This window comes from Providencia sp. 2024EL-00732, from assembly GCF_044006275.1.
Lineage (GTDB): Bacteria > Pseudomonadota > Gammaproteobacteria > Enterobacterales > Enterobacteriaceae > Providencia > Providencia huashanensis.
On record NZ_JBIPDG010000001.1, the window covers coordinates 942718 to 961463 of the forward strand.

Here is an 18746-nt window from a genome sequence, read left to right on the forward strand (position 1 = left end):
ATCACTAGATAATAAATTCATCATCATTTTTTATTTTTAAAATCTTTACTTCATCAATATTTGAATAATCAAATATTAAAAAAGGAAAAATGAATATTCTGACAGTCCATATAAGTGGAAATGTATTACGCATCCCTTCATTTTTTAATGACTGTGCTATTTTTTTTGATATCCATTTTAGTTCTTTCTTTTTCAAAGGAGGTAAAAATTCTTTATAAGGAAACCTAACTAAATTAGTGTAAAATAAATGTAAGTGAGTACTAATGTAAATTAAGTTTGATAATTCCGCATATGGGTTTCTACAAAATTGTATTGCCGAAAGTAACATCACATGAAATTTACATAACCTAAAAGCCTTACTATCACCAATAGATTTTGGTAACTGCTCTAGCATAGTTGATAATAGGCCTTCCATCTTACAGAAATACTCTTCAAACTCATCAAAACATTCATCAAAAACATCAATATCATAAAGTATTTTTTCATACATTATTTGAGCCGATTTCTTGAAAGTAATCCCACCATATTTCACATTCAACACATGAATATCTCTATTGGCATTAGAAAATAAATTCAAATAAAATTGGGGGATAAAGTGTTGATCAATTGTTTTATTAGCACTATTTTTTTTACGTTTTTTAGCCTCGGGTAACTTTTTCTTATTGGCATCTATAATATATTTCAGTATAAATTTCTTTGAGTTCTTATCTTCCATATCAGAGAGATTCCCATTTTATCCTTTTAATTTTAGCATTATCATATCACACCTTTTATTTATCTCAGTTCCTAAAATAATACCATAAAAACTTTAATTTAATGTATCCACTCATCTATCATATCTGCCCAATCCTGCAACATAGCGGTACGCTGCTCGCGGTACTCTGCTTTGTTGTACACGGCCCTAACCCCTTTCTGCTCGTGCGCCAAGCACTTCTCTATCCAATCCGAGTTATAGCCAGCTTCATGCAACAATGTACTCGCTGTTCTGCGTAAATCGTGAGGTCCAAATTTAGCAAGGTCGTGTCCGTCTTTTTGTGCAGCTTTATAGATAAGATCCAGTACCCGATTCATTGTTGCACTACTCATTGGTGCATCTGAATCATAGCGCGATGGTAGAATAAAATCAGAACCTCCTGCAAAGGTTTTTAAGGCAACTAAAATATCCATTACCTGACGCGATAAGAAAACCAAATGCGGATTACGACGTTTCATTCGCTCTTTTGGGATTGTCCAAATTGCTTCACTGAAATTAATTTCACTCCAGGTGGCATTAGTTAACTCACTTTTACGTACCATTGTTAACAATAGCAGTTTTACAGCTACCCGAATTGAGGGCGTTGTCCCAACCTTCTCAAGATAGCGATACATCAAACCAATTTCACCTGGTGTTAACGAGCGATCTCTGGGTTCAAATTTTGCAATACTTGCAGGCCTAACTAAATCTGCTGGGTTTTCTACCTTCTGGCCCCGTTCAATCGCCCAGCGATAAACCTGAAGTACGATTTCTCGTGCATGAACCGCAGTCGCTGGTGCACCACGTTCAACAATAGTGTCAGTGATCGCCCGTAAGTCTTCGTGTGTGATTTCATTTAACTTTTGGTTGCCAAATTTGCTCTTGAGTTCCCTTGTATAAACTGATCGCCGCATATCCCGTGTAGAATCTGCCATTTGATAGCCACGAAGCCACTTTTCAGCCCATGCACCAAATGTTTCAGCACCTTTAATTCTCGCTTTATCTCTGGCTTTTTCTTTAGCTGGGGACTTACCATCTGTCACCATTCTTTTAGCTTCCCCTAGCCGCTCTCTGGCTTCAGCTAAAGTAATTCCGCCAATACCATAACGACCAAAAGTCACCGTTTCCTGTCTGCCGTTGATGGCATAGTTATAACGAAAAGAGACAGAGCCAGCAGGCGTTACAGCGACATACAGCCCATCTCTGTCATTCACTTTATAGAGCTTTTCTTTCGGTTTTAAATTTCTCAGTTTGGTATCAGTCAGCATTCATTTTCATCCTTTTTTAACGTTTCGATACCATGCAAAACAACCGTAGGAAACTATGATTCAATTCCTTTAAAAACAAACAATTACTTATTTTTAATACCATGTGAGGATCAAAAACCATCGCATGGTATCAGTCAGTGTTCATGGCATCTGCATGCGATAATACCGACTTTAATACCACATTCAACTTGTGCTTGATGCTGCTAATTAGTGCCAGATACGACAAGCAATAAAAACAAAAAAGCCCACTTTTACATGGGCTTAAGTCGTTATTTTGCCAGTCACTGCTAGCTGATTCTTATTGGGGGATTATTCCCACTCAATTGTTGCTGGTGGTTTACCACTAATATCATATACGACCCTAGAAATACCGCTAATTTCATTGATAATGCGGTTTGATACACGGCCTAAGAAATCATATGGTAAATGTGCCCAATGAGCGGTCATAAAGTCAATAGTCTCAACAGCACGCAGAGAAACAACCCAATCGTATTTACGACCATCTCCCATCACACCGACGGAACGAACAGGTAAAAACACGGTAAATGCTTGGCTAACTTTATGGTATAAATCTGCCTTATGTAGTTCTTCAATAAAGATAGCATCTGCGCGGCGTAGTAAATCACAATATTCTTTCTTAACTTCGCCGAGTACACGAACGCCTAAGCCTGGTCCTGGGAATGGATGGCGATATAACATGTCGTATGGCAGGCCCAGTTCAAGACCGATTTTACGTACTTCATCTTTAAACAGTTCTTTTAACGGCTCAACCAAACCTAACTTCATGTCATCCGGTAAACCACCTACGTTATGGTGTGATTTGATAACGTGTGCCTTACCTGTCGCTGAAGCGGCGGATTCAATAACATCAGGGTAAATTGTCCCTTGTGCTAGCCATTTAATGTTAGGAAGCTTCGATGACTCTTCATCGAATACCTCGATAAATACATGGCCAATTTTCTTACGTTTAGCTTCAGGATCGCTGATCCCTGCTAATGCACTTAAGAAACGATCTTCAGCTTTAGCATGAATGATGTTCAAGTCAAATTTACCCTCGAACATTTCCATCACTTGGTCTGCTTCATTTAAACGTAATAAGCCGTTATCAACGAATACGCAGGTCAAACGCTTGCCAATTGCACGGTTTAATAACAGAGCCGTTACTGATGAATCAACGCCACCTGAAAGTGCCAGCAATACATGATCATCTCCGATTTGCTCTTTCAAGCGCGCAACCGTGTCTTCTATAATTGCCGCTGGTGTCCATAGTGCCTCACATTGGCAAATATCTTGTACAAAACGTTTTAAGATATTTAAACCTTGGTGTGTGTGAGTAACTTCTGGGTGGAATTGAACCCCATAGAACCTTTTTTCCTCATTTGCCATGATGGCATATGGGCAGCTTGGTGTGCTTGCGATCGTTTTGAAGTCCGCTGGAATCGCAGTCACTTTATCTCCATGACTCATCCACACATCTAAAACAGGCTTGCCAGCTTCATTCAATGAATCATGAATATCACGGAACAGTTCACATTGCTCAGTAACTTCTACATTTGCATAGCCGAATTCACGCTCGCCTGAAACCTCAACTGCGCCACCTAATTGCATTGACATTGTTTGCATGCCATAGCAAATACCTAATACAGGTACGCCTGCATTGAACACGTAGTCAGGAGCGCGTGGGCTATCTGATTCCGTGGTGCTTTCTGGCCCACCAGAAAGAATAATACCATTTGGATTAAATTCTCGAATTTGCTCTTCTGTAACGTCCCACGCCCAGAGTTCACAATAAACGCCAATTTCACGGATACGACGGGCAATCAGCTGTGTATATTGCGAACCGAAGTCAAGGATAAGAATGCGATGCTTATGGATATTTGTTGTCATTTGAGGAGAATTCCAAAAATTCAAGTCAAAAATAAAATCGGTGGTGCGTATTAATTAACCGCACCACCCTGAAACGTTATCGATTATTGCCCCAAACGGTAGTTCGGAGATTCTTTTGTGATAGTAACGTCATGAACGTGGCTTTCTTGGATACCAGCACCACTAATACGAACAAATTCTGCTTTTGTTCTTAACGCATCAATAGTACCACAACCTGTCAGCCCCATACAGGAGCGTAGCCCGCCCATTTGTTGATGAATAATTTCTTTTAAGCGGCCTTTATACGCCACACGGCCTTCAATCCCCTCAGGGACAAGTTTGTCAGCCGCATTATCAGATTGGAAATAACGGTCTGAAGAACCTTTAGACATAGCTCCTAATGAACCCATACCACGGTATGCTTTATAGGTACGACCTTGGAATAAAATGGTTTCTCCTGGCGATTCTTCAGTCCCCGCAAACATAGAGCCAACCATGACACAAGCTGCCCCAGCGGCAATCGCTTTAGAAATATCACCAGAAAAACGAATTCCCCCATCTGCAATCACAGGGATACCAGTGCCAGCCAATGCCTCTGCCGCTTCTGCAATAGCAGTGATTTGAGGAACCCCAACACCAGTAACAATACGTGTAGTACAAATAGAACCTGGGCCAATCCCTACTTTTACAGCACTAACGCCTGCCTCTGCCAATGCTTTTGCACCTTCGGCTGTCGCAACGTTACCACCAATAATTTGTAATTCTGGGTATTTTTGACGCGTTTCACGAATACGCTGTAATACACCTTCAGAGTGACCATGAGATGAGTCAATCAATAATACATCAACGCCAGCAGCAACCAGCGCGTCAACACGCTCTTCGTTACCTGCTCCGGCACCAACGGCTGCGCCAACACGTAAACGCCCCTGTTCGTCCTTACAAGCATTAGGCTTACGTTCTGCTTTTTGGAAATCTTTAACGGTGATCATCCCTAACAAATGAAAGTTATCATCAATCACTAAGGCTTTTTCTACACGTTTTTCATGCATTTTTTGTAACACGACTTCACGCGCTTCGCCTTCTTTCACAGTAACTAAACGCTCTTTCGGCGTCATTACCGCAGTAACTGGCTGGTCAAGGTCAGTGACGAAACGGACATCACGGCCAGTAATAATCCCCACTAATGAATTGTCTTTAGCTACCACAGGGTAACCTGCGAAACCATTGCGTTCAGACAACTCTTGTACCTGACGAATTGTTGTATCTGGCGTCACCGTAACAGGGTCTGTCACGACGCCACTTTCATGTTTTTTCACACGGCGGACTTCTTCCGCTTGGCGCTCGATGGTCATGTTTTTGTGGATAAAACCGATACCGCCTTCTTGAGCCAGCGCGATTGCAAGATCAGATTCAGTAACGGTGTCCATGGCTGCAGAAAGCATAGGAATGTTCAGGCGGATGTTTGCAGTCAGTTGAGTTGATAAATCTGCAGTATTTGGCAATACCGTTGAGTGTGCAGGAACGAGTAAAACGTCGTCGAAAGTTAGTGCTTCTTTTTTAATGCGTAACATAGGCAATATCCCACCAGGCAGCGTTATGGAAAGGTATAAAATATTGCCGCGGAATTATACACACCGTAATCGGTTGCTTCCAGCCTTTTTTTGAAAAAAAACTTGATAACTCCAATGGCTACGTTAGTATCTATCAATTAAGTCCTTGTTTTAAAATTTGATCTAGCTCACATGTCGACATCACAAAATAGTGCTATTTACTCAGTTAGTAAACTAAACCAAGCGGTTCGCGAACTTCTTGATAACCAAATGGGCCGTATTTGGCTAACTGCTGAAATTTCTAATTTTTCGCAGCCAAGTTCAGGTCATTGGTATTTGACCTTGAAGGATGACCGTGCACAAGTTCGTGCAGCGATGTTTCGTGGGCAAAATGCGCGTGTGACATTTCGCCCACAAAATGGCCAACAAGTTTTAGTCAAGGCTACCGTGACTTTGTATGAGCCTCGCGGTGATTACCAATTGATCATCGAAAGCATGCAACCTGCTGGCGAAGGCTTGTTACAACAACGCTTTGAGCTTTTAAAGCAAACTCTAAATGCGCAAGGCTTGTTTGATGTCACCTATAAAAAAACTTTGCCTAGCCCAGCTAAATGCGTCGGTATTATCACTTCGGCAACCGGGGCTGCATTACATGATATTTTAAACATTTTACGCCGTCGTGACCCTTCACTGCCAATTATCATTTACCCTACAGCGGTTCAAGGTGAATTGGCACCAGCCCAAATTGCGAGAATGATTGAGCTGGCAAATTTGCGTCAAGAATGCGATGTATTAATCGTTGGTCGCGGTGGTGGTTCACTTGAAGATTTGTGGGCCTTTAATGAAGAAATCGTTGCTAGGGCTATTTTTGCTAGCCAACTGCCTATAATTAGTGCTGTTGGTCATGAAACTGATGTGACGATTGCGGATTATGTTGCCGATGTTCGAGCACCAACGCCTTCTGCCGCAGCAGAGTTAGTCAGCCGTAACCAATTAGAGATGCTACGCCAGATAAAATCAGCACAGCAACATCTTGAAATGGCAATGGATTATTACGTAGCGGGTCAACAACAAAGGTTTGCTCGTTTACATCATCGTTTACAGCAACAGCACCCGCAATTGCGTTTGGCAAGGCAACATAACCAGCTTAATTTATTGCAACAAAAACTGGCGCAGTCGATGACTCGACAACTACAAAATTCAACGGTTAAATTCGAAAAAGTTAATCGCCGTTTACTGCAAAATGATTTGCGCCCTCAATTGCAAAAACAGCAGCGACAGTTGCAGCAGACACAGTATCATTTGCAGAATATGGTCACGAGTTTGGTTAATAGTTACCGCCAACGTTTCGCAGTAGCTTGTTCAAAAATGGAAGCGGTTAGCCCATTAGCTACCTTAGCTCGCGGGTTTAGTATCAGTGAAACCGCTAAAGGTACAGTGTTGAAAAAAACCAGCCAAGTGAAAATCGGCCAACCACTGAAAACTCGCCTTAATGATGGCTGGGTTGAAAGCCAAGTTACCCATATTGAAAAGGTTAAAGCCAAAAGAGTATCGAAATGATTATTTTAACCACTTATCTCGATAAAAATAACGGGATAAGTGGTTTTAAATTTATACGTTGATTAAAAACGCACCTGTCCGCCAATCATATAAGTACGCCCTCTTGCTGTTGCATTATTTTTACCGCGTTCTTCCATATAAGCGTTAGAATTTGCACGATTTAGTGCATCCGAATAATTTTCATTGGTTACATTATTAACCGTCATCATCAATTTAACGTTTTTATTAACTTCATAGTCTGCATATAAATCAATAATTGTAGGTTGTTTTTCATAGTTATCTTTTAGCGCATTTCCATCATGATCAACGATAGACTGTACACCAATTCGTTTTGAGGGGCCTGTCCATGTAATGGTTGTACCTACGGTTAATTTCTCATCCAATAAACGTACACCAGAATCTAACGTCAAATAATAATCGGGAAGCTCTGTGAAGTCCCCCGCACTGAAATCAGCAACTTTAGCTATAGAGTTAGGTTGATCCCCAGTTTCTTTGGTATAGGATAATGTTGAATAAACTATACCTGCATCATAATTAGCCTGTAATTCATAGCCACGTAGATTAACATCATGAGGCTCATTGACATACATATAGCTTTTACGCATAAAATCTGGGAGTTCTTTGTCCCATACATCATCATTCATCAAACACCAAGCCAGTTCAGCATTTGATCTTGGGCGACAAAGTAAATAAGGCTTACTCGTAATATAGTCTTTAATTTTTGTATGGAACCATAATGCCTTCATATTAAACTGGTCACCTTCAAAAATTAAATCCGGTTTAAAGCTATTAAAACCAACTTGCCATGTCTGTGATTTCTCTTCTTTTAAGAATGGGTTCATTGAATTACCACCTTCTTGAGAATAAAAAACCTCTTGCGTATTCGGTACTCTCATTGAATGCGCATAACTAACAAATGGCTGGAATTCAGGAATAATTTCTGCTGATAATAAAACTCCGGGGTTAAAACCATTACCCCGTAAATTTAAAGTCGCGGCTTCTTGTGGAAAACAAAAATCTTGATCGCCACATGCAGGTTTGAAACCTTTTAAGTGGTAATTCATATAGTTCAAATCAAAAATTGCTGTATAGATACCATACTTTGCTTCTAGTTGTGTATAGGCGCTCGCAAGATCTAACGACCCACTTGGCGAGAATGGGTTATAGTTCAACGTATCTTGGTCAATAACAGAACTAACCTCGCGCTCATATTTCGTTTTAGATAACTTAGAACCTACTTTCCATTGAAAATCAACATCACCATATGAAAACCGACTTGTATTAGAAAGATTAAGTCCATCGCCAATATTTTTAGACTTACCTTGCCTTAATGCCCAACCTAATGAGTCACCTTCAAATTGTTGGTCGTTTTTACCATGGCTAGCTAAAACCTCAACATCAATTAACTCATTCAGCGGCGTATATTTATATTTAATATAATAATCTTCACTATTAATCTTTCTTCTCGTGAGCTTATTTTGTAAGAAACGACCACTGAATTCTAATTCATGGCTGTCATTAGGTTTATATTTCAATTTGGCTAATTGCGATTGGGGCTTTTGTTTGAAAGTGGAATCAGTGGCAAAGTCGTCACTATCAAACCCATCACCATTTTTATAACTACCAGGAATATTATGGCCACTAACCGCAATTAATCCGCCAAAATAACCATCATCTTGTAATAATGTTTTCCCTGCAACCGCCACCATTCCATTATAACCGAGACCATTATCTCCCCAACTAGCTTTACTACGGAGCCCATATAAATTATCTTTAAAAATCACATCATCAATACCGATAGTGCGGAAATTTGCGCTCCCTACTAAAGCGTTAACACTATTTCCTCCATTTAATTGCCCTTTTTCTACTTCAATTTCAACAATAAAATTTGGATCGATTAAAGCGCCAAAATCATTATTTGGTTGTTGTCCATGTGTATATTGACTCGGGGAAATTCCATAATAACTCTGCGTGATACCATCAACCATCATATTCACGCGCCCAAAACCACTCAGACCACGGAGATTAACATTCACCGTTCCTTGGCTGCCATCCATTTGGGTATAAGTACCGGGCATCGTGCGGATAATTTTGTCCATCGACTGTAATTTATTTTCCGTACCAACCGCATTGTAAGCACCGGGTTTTTCTAATGCTTTGACGAGCGGGGTTTGTTTCTGCGCACCCGAAACTTTTAACTGGCTAAAATTAACCACATTATTTTTCTGTTTATTTTTCTGCTGCGTATTTTCAGCTAAAGCAACCCCTTGGTAGCTAGTGGCAATAATACCAGCTACCATAATTATTGTTTTATTATTCATTAAACCATTCCTGTAAACGTACTGAGTGTCATACGCTCACATTGCTAACACAGAACAAAATAGTGCCTGTGAAAAGGCCCAGCAACAATGCCATTAATATTGTTGCTGCCCTAAGAACACCTAATTTTTATAGGTTAATTATTATTTTAAATATGGAAAATATTTGGGTTTATCTTCAAGCATTAAGATAAAGCTATATTCACGAGCTATGTCGTCTAGCGCATTAAAACGCCCTGACTTACCACCATGCCCCGCACTCATATTGGTTTCTAATAATAATAATGAATCACCTTGTTTAATATCTCGCAATTTAGCTACCCATTTAGCAGGCTCCCAGTATTGAACTTGAGAGTCATGTAACCCTGTCGTCACTAGAATATGTGGGTAATGTTGTGCTTTGATATTATCATATGGACTATAAGCTTTTATTCTCCAGTAATCCTCTTCGTTTTCTGGATTCCCCCACTCATCGTATTCCCCTGTCGTCAGAGGAATTGACGGGTCTAACATGGTAGTCACCACATCAACAAATGGGACAGCGGAAACCACACCCTCATATAAATTAGGCGCCATGTTCACAACCGCCCCCATCAACAAGCCACCAGCACTTCCCCCCATGGCATAAACATGCCCTGCTTTACCGTAACCTTCTGATAATAACCCTTTGGTTGTATCAATAAAGTCAGTAAAGGTATTCATCTTGTGGATTGTTTTACCTTGTATGTACCAATTTTTACCTAAGTCACCACCACCACGAATGTGAGCAATCGCGTAAACAAAGCCACGATCAAGCAAAGACAAGCGGGATGAACTAAATGATGGGTCAATTCCGTAACCATAAGCGCCATAACCATAGACTAACAATGGGTTTTGACCCTGTTTGAAAAGATCTTTACGGTAAACCAAGGAAACAGGGACTTTTACACCATCTCGTGCAGTAACCCAAATACGCTTACTTTGGTAATTTTGTTTATTAAAATCTTTAACTTCTTCTTGTTTTAGAAGCTGCTTTTCTTGAGTCAGCATATTAATTTCATATACTGAAGATGGCGTGGTCATTGATGAATAACCGTAGCGTAGTGTATCCGTATCAGGCTCAGGGTTATTCCCGATCCACGCCATGTAAGTTGGGTCATCAAAGCTTACTTGGTTTTCTTTATGCGTTAACCAACTGATTTGGCGGATATTCACCAAACCATTTTGACGTTCTTCCACAACTAACCAATTATTAAATAAAGCAAAATCTTCCAGATCTACCCCATCACGAGGGGCTATAAAGCTTAACCACGGCGCTGAAATATTGTCTGCAATGTATAAACCAAATAATGGGTGTTGGTGATTAGAGCGAATATAGAATTTACCATTGAAATGATCAGGATAATACTCAACCCCTGTTTGACGTGGTTGTAGAATTTTAACTTCATTTTGTGGCTGGTTAGCATCAATTAACCGGTATTCAGACGTTTCAGTACTCGTGATACCAATTAAAATGAAATCTTTTGACGTCGATTTCGCTAAGCTAACGTAAAAAGTGTCATCCTTTTCTTCATACACCAGTTTATCTTGGGTTTGTTGTGTACCATATTGGTGTTTAACCACTTGGTAAGGCAACAATGTTTGCTTGTCCTTATTCACATAAAATAGTGTTTGGTTATCATTGGCCCAAACAATATTACCTGATGTATTGGTTAATATATTTTCTTGCCATTCGCCCCCCTTAATTTTGCGAAATGACACAGCAAATTCATTACGCCCTTGGCGATCTTCAGCAATAGCTAGCGTGGTGTTATCCGGCGAGATGGCTAATGCCCCCATGCGATAATATTCGGTGCCCTTAGCGCGTTCATTACCATCAACTAAGACAACCCATTCACCATCACTATTAATAGGGCGTCTTTCATATATCGGATAGTTTTTACCCGCAACGACTCGTGAACGGTATATATAACCATTATAATTATAGGGAACTGACTCATCATCTTGTTTTACTCGAGAAAACAACTCATCATAAATTTCTTTTTTTAACGAACTTCCAGATTGAAGTTGTTGCTGTGTATAGTTGTTTTCTTGTGTTAAGTATTCAATAACTTCTGGTGACTTTCTTGCATCATCCCGCAGCCAATAGTAATCATCGATACGCGTATCACCATGAATAGTCATCGTATGAGGCTGTTTTTGTGCCTTTGGTGCAATCATTCTTTCCTCCGCAAAACTTGCGTTTGTCTGTAGTCCCAATAATACAATGAGACAAAATTTAACGGCTTGAGAGAAGCCTGACAATAGATTTAAATGTGTTAGCATTTCTTACCCTGATTAATCATTGATGATATTAAAATCAATAGGTAACTTCACCGTTACCTTTCCATTAACTAACATATCAATTGGTGGTGGTGGCAATGGTTCAGCTCTCAAAAGGACACGTTGTGCTTCTCTATCTAATGATTGCGTCCCGGAGTTTTTAATTAATACACTGTCTAATACATAACCTTGTGCATCAACCTCAAATTTTATGATAGGACGCCCTATTCTATTACGCCTTTTCGCATCATCAGGGTAGCGCTTAAACTTGTTCAACTGCCCCAGTACCATTGCTTCCCATTGACGTTTGCTATCATCAGCTTGAGAACTGCTATCAACTTGTGCAGCAACGCGCTGTGTTTGTTGTTTAGCCACCGCCTCACTAGTCACCGGTGCAGAACTCGCTTTTGAATTATCGCTTTCAATTTCACTTATTCGTTTGTTACTAATTTCCTTATGTGCTTTTTTGACCTCTGGTTGTGTTTTCTTATTTTTAATTTTCGCCACTAATAATTCAGCATCTTCATTAACTGGAACAACCGGTTCAAGAAACTCATCGTCAGGAGTCAGCTTTGCTTCGCTTGCTATCGAAAGTTCTTGTGTTTTCCCAATATTAGTTTCAGTTAATTGTTTTGCTTCTGACTCAAAAGAGAGTTCCATTACCACTGAAGGTGATGGTAAGTAATCATCCCATTTATCTTCTATAGTACGAATAAAGAAACCAATAACCATTATGTGTAAAAGAACCGCTAATACAACTGAGCTACTGGTTTTTGTTGCTTGTTCATAACCTAAAGTCATCGCCACCATTTTCATCTTTCTTATCATAAAAAAAGTATATAAATGATAATCAATAACAAATGCAAATGAAAAGCATTTATTGACCTTGATGTTAAATCATTCGCATAATTAATGAATATTACTTATCTTATGCGAAATTAATTATTCTTTGGCGTATACCAAACATAATCAGCATGTAAGTTTTCAATTTGATTACCCTCTTCGGAGATAATCAAAACTTTAAATTCTATTTCAGGAGCTAAATCTTGTAAGTGTAAAGGAACCCCGATTGCACGGGTTGCGTGGTACCCACCGGCATACAGCAACGCAGGTTTTGGCGCATTGATTAACGCTTGTGCCATTGCCCGATCACGCATCTGCTGAATAACAGTCATTTTTTCTACTTGTTCAACGGTAAGTTCCCCACCATGTGAGCTTTTAATCGTTTTCCGAATTGTATCTTGTACTACTGACTGCGTTGAATACTGGCCTTTTAGTACAGGTGGATTAGCATAAGCCTCTGTAATAACCTGTTTATCTAAATTAGCGCTCAACAAAGGATATGGCTGACTAAGTAAATGCCTTACCAGATTACCGTATAAGCCCCAAGGCCAGCCAGTATTCCACTTAATAGCCGCCTGTAGCTTTTCATCACGTATATAAAGGTTACTTTGCATCTGAGCTTGCACCTTGGTGATATTGTTTTGCTGTGAAGGCGTAATCATTTCAAGTAACACAGAGCCTTGAGGGCGAAGCTGTTGCATTTCCTGAGCAACCCACTGCTCTATTTGGTGATGATACAGATTGTCATGCTTTTCCCCCACAATCACATGAGTGGATTGTGCGAGTTGCTGGATAAGTTGTTGAGGCGTAATTGGTTTTCCGGTAGACAAATCAACCAATTGATTTGGCCCAGTAAGCTGATTATCTAGTTGTACTATGGACGGTGTAACTTTTTGCACACAACCGCTAATAATGAATAACCCGACGATAAAAATGGATACTTTTGATATTAATCTAATTGAAATCATTATACTTTCCGTATGCTGTAGTCTACACTACAAAATACAGATAATGAGAATCATTTTCAATTAAAAAAGACTTCTATTTTATAAAAACAGAAGTCTTTACAGATAATGTTAAGTTATTAACACAAAACCTATAGCGGGTTAGTTTGTGCTTCTACAACGGCTAATGCCACCATATTCACAATGCGACGTACTGAAGCAATTGGCGTTAAAATATGCACAGGCTTCGCTACTCCCATCAATACTGGCCCTACAGTAACACCATCAGAGCTAGTCACTCGCAGTAAATTATAACTAATACGAGCTGCTTCCATATTAGGCATAATCAATAAGTTAGCTGAACCTTTTAATGGGCTATCAGGCATCACATCTTTGCGAATTGATTCGATTAAGGCCGCATCGGCATGCATTTCACCGTCAATTTCAAGGTGCGGATCACGTGCTTTAACCATCGCAAGTGTGTCGCGCATTTTTTGTGCTGATGCGCAATCCGAAGAACCAAAACTAGAACGAGAAAGCAGAGCAACTTTTGGTTCAATACCAAAGCGACGTACGGTATCTGCCGCCATTAAAGTAATTTCTGTTAGCTCTTCAGGTGTAGGGTCTTCATTAACGTAAGTATCGGCGATAAACGTGTTACCGGTTGGTAGTAGCAAGGCATTCATCGCACCTGCGGTATGAACACCTTCACGGAAACCAAATAGTTCTTTGACGACTTCGTAATGTTCACCATAACTTCCGACAGTACCGCAAATCATCCCATCTGCTTCGCCACGCAATACCATGATCCCACCAATTAAGGTTGGGTTATTGATTACAGCACGACGTGCCATTTCTTGTGAGACGCCTCGGCGTTTCATAATCTGGTAGTATTCTTGCCAGTACTCTTTATACCGTGGGTCATTTTCATTGTTTACTACTTCAAAATCTTTACCTAGTTCAATATGTAGGCCAAGCTTTTGAATGCGCATTTCAATCACACTAGGACGCCCAACTAAAACAGGGAACGCTAAACCTAATGAAACTAATTCTTGAGTCGCATGCAATACGCGCTCTTCTTCCCCTTCCGCCAAAACAATGCGTTTTTTCTCTGTTTTCGCTTGAGAGAAAATAGGCTTCATAAACAAGTTTGTTTTATAGACAAACTGATTTAATTTTTCGATATACACATCAAAGTCTTCGATTGGTCGTGTTGCAACGCCTGAATCCATAGCGGCTTTTGCAACAGCAGGAGCAATCTTAACAATTAAGCGTGGGTCAAATGGTTTAGGAATAATATATTCAGGGCCAAAAAATAAGTCCTGATTACCATACGCAGAGGCCACTTCTTCACTTTGTTCTGCCAAAGCCAAATCTGCAATGGCATACACACAAGCTAGTTTCATTTCTTCGTTAATGGTTGTCGCACCCACATCCAGTGCACCACGGAAAATGAATGGGAAGCATAAAACGTTATTAACTTGGTTAGGATAATCAGAACGACCTGTACAGATAATGGCGTCAGGACGAACCTCTTTGGCTAACGGTGGAAGAATTTCAGGCTCTGGGTTGGCAAGCGCCAATATGAGTGGGTCTTTTGCCATGGTTTTCACCATTTCAGGCGTTAAAAGACGAGGACCAGAACAACCTAGGAAAATATCGGCATTTGGTATCGCATCAGCTAAAGTACGCTGGCCGTTATCTTCAATCGCATAGGCCGCTTTAGTGACATCCATTTTTTCGTCACGACCCTTATAAATAACACCTTTTGAGTCACAAACTGTGATATTTTCACGTTTTAAGCCTAATGCGACTAATAAATTCATACAAGCGATTGATGCGGCTCCCGCGCCTGAAACCACTAGACGGACGTCACCAATCTCTTTTTTTACAATGCGTAATCCATTGATAACCGCAGCAGTACAGATAATCGCTGTCCCGTGTTGGTCATCGTGGAATACGGGTATTTTCATGCGTTCACGCAGTTTTTGTTCAATATAAAAGCATTCTGGCGCTTTGATATCTTCCAAATTAATACCACCAAAAGTTGGCTCAAGCGAAGCAATGATATCAACCAGTTTGTCTGGGTCTGTTTCATCAACTTCAATATCAAAGACATCAACGCCAGAAAACTTTTTAAATAGTACGCCTTTCCCTTCCATGACAGGTTTACCTGCCAAAGCACCAATATTACCTAACCCAAGAACTGCCGTACCGTTGGACACAACGCCAACAAGGTTACCTTTAGCAGTATAACGATAAGCTTTAAGTGGGTTTTCAGCAATTTCAAGGCATGGAACAGCAACGCCGGGGGAATAAGCTAATGCAAGATCGCGCTGGGTTGTTAATGGTTTAGTTGGAGTAACAGTAATTTTCCCAGGATGTGGAAACTCATGAAAATCAAGAGCACTTTGTTTTAATTTATCATCCATCGTCAAGTCCTTTCAAAATTGGTAAGGTAAGAGCGCTAACAGTATAAACACATCTCACTAGCAAATCATGATCATGCTGGCAATTTCCAGAAAAATCTTTCGGTTACGATGATATTATCAGCAATATGTCTGCAGATACCTTACCTGCGCTATCGTTTTATCCATTCAAAGTCCCTCTGCCTCTACCAATAATAAAAGTGATAATAGCAACACGTTTAAGATATTAATCTATTTCTCACAGACTAAGATATTTATTAATTTTATATAAATCATATATCATTATGTACTCCTTCAATTTAAAAAACATGCAAATTAAATTGTGAAAATATTATTTTTACTTTCATGATTATTTTTTTATCATTATCATATTAAAATATTAGATATTATTTACACCAATTTAATGTATTATCAAAATTTGTGATTATTATTTTTATGTCGTGTTCTCATAACATATTTCAGTAACTTATTTCAGCAATGCAGGCAATATATAACAACCTAATACATAGTGACAAAACACTATTATATATATTAATTATATATTAAATAAATTATTTAACAGCCCACTCTCTATATGGAAAATATGATATTCCTTAAGACATGACAAAGGAACCGACTATGTCTAATTATTCAGTAATGATTATTGATGAACACCCGATCATACACTTCGGATTACGTCAACTTATAAATACCGATGATTACTTTACTATAATTGCTGAATGTTGCTGCTGTAACGACGCTTTGAATGTCGCAACACAGTTACACCCTAACCTAATAATAATTGATACTAATATTCGAGGAAATAAAACGTTTGAGACCATACGCTCACTTCGTAAGCATTGTATAAATAGTTATATATTAGTGTTATCTGCATCTACTATTAAGACTGATGTGTATAATGCTATCGATTCCGGTGCTCAAGGTTATTTATTAAAAAACAGTGATCTAGATATGCTATTTTATAGTATGAAAAAAGCATCAGAAGGCCAGCATGTGTTTAGTGAAAAAATATATCAACTGCTTATTACACGGCATCAATCTACTGACCCTTTATCAACACTAACTCGACGCGAATGTGAAATCATTCACAAAATGGCACTAGGCTTAAAAAATAGGGAAATAGCTAAATTGTTTTTTATTTCAGAGGAAACGGTGAAAGTTCACATACGCAATATTCTTAAGAAGCTACGTGTCCGCTCACGACTTGAAGCAAGCTTAATATATATGCGCTCAAAATAAATCTATATAATTTAATATTAACGCTCAGTTTAATTCATTTAATATTTATGAAATAAACTATATGCAAGCAAATAATAACCTTGATATCTATTTACCATTTTGGGGTAGATCCTCAATGCATTTTCCCGCATTATATAAGGTATATCGCTATTTTTTGAGGACCATTGTATGTCGAACACCCCTGCTGCTTCTCCTTATATTATGTACGGAATTAAAAATTGTGACACCATAAAAAAAGCTCGCCGATACTTAGAGGATAATGGGGTTGATTATCAGTTCCATGATTATCGGGTTGATGGAATTAGTGATGCATTACTTTCTACACTGATGGATAACATTGACTGGGAAATCCTCGTTAATAAGCGTGGTACTACATGGCGTAAATTGACTGATGATGAAAAAAATGCCGTTATCGACGCTAATAGCGCTAAAAAGGTATTACTTGCAGAGCCTGCGATGATCAAACGCCCTGTACTTGTTTCCGCTGATAACCGTTATCTAGTTGGGTTTAATGCGGATGAGTACCAAAACTTCATTAAATAATCAGGTGATTAAAATGGATTGTCCGGTTATTCAACTTGCCAAAGAACTTATTGCTCGCCCTTCAATCAGCCCTGATGACCAAGGCTGCCAAGCCTTACTTATTGAACGCCTAGACAAAATTGGCTTCATTATTGAGCCCATGCCCTTTGGGAATACATTAAATTTTTGGGCATTTCGTGGCGCAAAAGGCCCTACTTTAGCCTTCGCAGGTCACACTGATGTTGTCCCTGCGGGTAATAGTGCTCAGTGGCAAACACCACCATTTACACCTACGATTATAAATCAGCATCTTTATGGCCGTGGTGCTGCCGACATGAAGGGTTCAGTCGCAGCAATGGTCGTCGCTGCAGAGCGATTTGTTGAAAAACACCCCAACCATCAGGGTCGTTTAGCCTTTTTAATCACCTCAGATGAAGAGGCAGATGCGTTAGACGGTACTGTTAAAGTCGTTGAAACTTTAATGCAGCGCCAAGAACGCGTCGACTACTGTTTAGTCGGTGAGCCTTCTAGTCAAGCTCAATTAGGTGACATTGTTAAAAATGGCCGCAGAGGTTCAATCACAGCTAACCTCACTATCATCGGCGTACAAGGCCATGTCGCCTACCCACATTTAGCAACTAACCCAGTTCACCGCGCAAGTGCGTTTTTGCATGAGCTTACGACCACCACATGGGATACTGGTAATGATTTTTTCCCAGCAACGACGATGCAAATTGCTAACATCCATGCAGGGACAGGGGCAAGTAATGTGATCCCTGGAGAATTATCTGTCCAATTTAATTTCCGTTTTAGTACTGAGTTGACTGACACACAAATACGTGACAGGGTCACTGAAATGTTATCACGACATGGACTCGAGTATAAAATTGAATGGGTACTATCTGGGCAACCTTTTTTGACAGAAAAACGCGAATTAGTTACCGCTACATTACAAGCAATTCATGAATTAACGGGTCAAAACGCTGAACTTTCAACCAGTGGTGGTACGTCGGATGGCCGTTTTATCGCTCAAATGGGCACTCAAGTGATTGAACTAGGCCCACTAAATGCAACAATTCATAAAGTTGATGAATGCGTAAAAGTGGATGACCTACAACAATTAGCTTTAATCTATGAGAGGATCATGGAGTTGTTAATACTATGACCACCAAT

The 18746-nt window shown here is 39.6% G+C and carries 13 protein-coding genes; 4 read left to right on the forward strand and 9 right to left on the reverse strand.

The features are described from left to right. Positions 1 to 4 precede the first annotated feature (4 nt). The 4 genes from ACHB7C_RS04360 to guaB form a co-directional block, all read right to left on the reverse strand. Positions 5 to 715: a DUF4238 domain-containing protein gene (locus ACHB7C_RS04360; protein ID WP_395346498.1), complete on the reverse strand. Its 711-nt coding sequence runs from the start codon at positions 713 to 715 to the stop codon at positions 5 to 7. Positions 716 to 813: 98 nt separating this feature from the next. After that, positions 814 to 2001 (reverse strand): tyrosine-type recombinase/integrase, encoded by a 1188-nt coding sequence (locus ACHB7C_RS04365; RefSeq protein ID WP_395346500.1) that lies wholly within the window; start codon positions 1999 to 2001, stop codon positions 814 to 816. Positions 2002 to 2310: 309 nt separating this feature from the next. Next, a complete protein-coding gene (guaA, locus tag ACHB7C_RS04370) occupies positions 2311 to 3888 on the reverse strand; it encodes a glutamine-hydrolyzing GMP synthase (protein ID WP_048607329.1) in 1578 nt (525 codons plus the stop codon). An 83-nt stretch (positions 3889 to 3971) separates the two neighbouring features. After that, the gene (gene guaB / locus ACHB7C_RS04375; RefSeq protein WP_042843566.1) at positions 3972 to 5438 is read right to left on the reverse strand and encodes an IMP dehydrogenase; all 1467 of its coding nucleotides are present in this window, start codon (positions 5436 to 5438) and stop codon (positions 3972 to 3974) included. Between the two features lie 171 nt (positions 5439 to 5609). Between guaB and xseA the strand changes: the two genes are divergently transcribed. Continuing rightward, complete coding sequence (xseA, locus tag ACHB7C_RS04380) at positions 5610 to 6977, forward strand: exodeoxyribonuclease VII large subunit (RefSeq protein WP_048607330.1); 1368 nt, start codon at positions 5610 to 5612, stop codon at positions 6975 to 6977. A gap of 62 nt (positions 6978 to 7039) precedes the next feature. Here the strand turns inward: xseA and ACHB7C_RS04385 are convergent, their stop codons facing one another. The 5 genes from ACHB7C_RS04385 to maeB form a co-directional block, all read right to left on the reverse strand. Further along, complete coding sequence (locus ACHB7C_RS04385; protein WP_395346503.1) at positions 7040 to 9298, reverse strand: TonB-dependent receptor domain-containing protein; 2259 nt, start codon at positions 9296 to 9298, stop codon at positions 7040 to 7042. Positions 9299 to 9439: 141 nt separating this feature from the next. Continuing rightward, positions 9440 to 11599 carry a S9 family peptidase gene (locus ACHB7C_RS04390; protein WP_395346505.1) on the reverse strand — a complete coding sequence of 720 codons (2160 nt, stop codon included), beginning with the start codon at positions 11597 to 11599 and terminating at the stop codon, positions 9440 to 9442. Between the two features lie 12 nt (positions 11600 to 11611). Then, complete coding sequence (locus ACHB7C_RS04395; protein ID WP_166685067.1) at positions 11612 to 12406, reverse strand: energy transducer TonB; 795 nt, start codon at positions 12404 to 12406, stop codon at positions 11612 to 11614. Positions 12407 to 12534: 128 nt separating this feature from the next. Next, a complete protein-coding gene (locus tag ACHB7C_RS04400) occupies positions 12535 to 13407 on the reverse strand; it encodes a ChaN family lipoprotein (protein WP_166685068.1) in 873 nt (290 codons plus the stop codon). Between the two features lie 128 nt (positions 13408 to 13535). Continuing rightward, positions 13536 to 15815, reverse strand: coding sequence for an NADP-dependent oxaloacetate-decarboxylating malate dehydrogenase (gene maeB / locus ACHB7C_RS04405; RefSeq protein WP_042843562.1), 2280 nt, complete (start codon positions 15813 to 15815; stop codon positions 13536 to 13538). Positions 15816 to 16430: 615 nt separating this feature from the next. On the opposite strand from maeB, the gene ACHB7C_RS04410 reads away from it, so the two are divergent. From ACHB7C_RS04410 to dapE, 3 genes are all read left to right on the forward strand, one after another. Continuing rightward, positions 16431 to 17051: a LuxR C-terminal-related transcriptional regulator gene (locus ACHB7C_RS04410; RefSeq protein ID WP_042843561.1), complete on the forward strand. Its 621-nt coding sequence runs from the start codon at positions 16431 to 16433 to the stop codon at positions 17049 to 17051. Positions 17052 to 17219: 168 nt separating this feature from the next. Next, entirely contained in the window at positions 17220 to 17594 is a 375-nt protein-coding gene (locus ACHB7C_RS04415; protein ID WP_042843560.1) for an ArsC family reductase, read from the forward strand. Positions 17595 to 17607: 13 nt separating this feature from the next. Further along, positions 17608 to 18738, forward strand: a complete 1131-nt coding sequence (gene dapE, locus ACHB7C_RS04420; protein WP_042844316.1) for a succinyl-diaminopimelate desuccinylase — start codon at positions 17608 to 17610, stop codon at positions 18736 to 18738. Positions 18739 to 18746 lie beyond the last annotated feature (8 nt).

What these genes read in the sequence shown, in the direction of transcription:
- ACHB7C_RS04360 (WP_395346498.1), bottom strand. Translation starts at nt 715, where the DNA reads ATGGAAGATAAGAACTCAAAGAAATTTATACTGAAATATATTATAGAT.
- ACHB7C_RS04365 (WP_395346500.1), bottom strand. Translation starts at nt 2,001, where the DNA reads ATGCTGACTGATACCAAACTGAGAAATTTAAAACCGAAAGAAAAGCTC.
- guaA (WP_048607329.1), bottom strand. Translation starts at nt 3,888, where the DNA reads ATGACAACAAATATCCATAAGCATCGCATTCTTATCCTTGACTTCGGT.
- guaB (WP_042843566.1), bottom strand. Translation starts at nt 5,438, where the DNA reads ATGTTACGCATTAAAAAAGAAGCACTAACTTTCGACGACGTTTTACTC.
- xseA (WP_048607330.1), top strand. Translation starts at nt 5,610, where the DNA reads ATGTCGACATCACAAAATAGTGCTATTTACTCAGTTAGTAAACTAAAC.
- ACHB7C_RS04385 (WP_395346503.1), bottom strand. Translation starts at nt 9,298, where the DNA reads ATGAATAATAAAACAATAATTATGGTAGCTGGTATTATTGCCACTAGC.
- ACHB7C_RS04390 (WP_395346505.1), bottom strand. Translation starts at nt 11,599, where the DNA reads ATGCTAACACATTTAAATCTATTGTCAGGCTTCTCTCAAGCCGTTAAA.
- ACHB7C_RS04395 (WP_166685067.1), bottom strand. Translation starts at nt 12,406, where the DNA reads ATGGTGGCGATGACTTTAGGTTATGAACAAGCAACAAAAACCAGTAGC.
- ACHB7C_RS04400 (WP_166685068.1), bottom strand. Translation starts at nt 13,407, where the DNA reads ATGATTTCAATTAGATTAATATCAAAAGTATCCATTTTTATCGTCGGG.
- maeB (WP_042843562.1), bottom strand. Translation starts at nt 15,815, where the DNA reads ATGGATGATAAATTAAAACAAAGTGCTCTTGATTTTCATGAGTTTCCA.
- ACHB7C_RS04410 (WP_042843561.1), top strand. Translation starts at nt 16,431, where the DNA reads ATGTCTAATTATTCAGTAATGATTATTGATGAACACCCGATCATACAC.
- ACHB7C_RS04415 (WP_042843560.1), top strand. Translation starts at nt 17,220, where the DNA reads ATGTCGAACACCCCTGCTGCTTCTCCTTATATTATGTACGGAATTAAA.
- dapE (WP_042844316.1), top strand. Translation starts at nt 17,608, where the DNA reads ATGGATTGTCCGGTTATTCAACTTGCCAAAGAACTTATTGCTCGCCCT.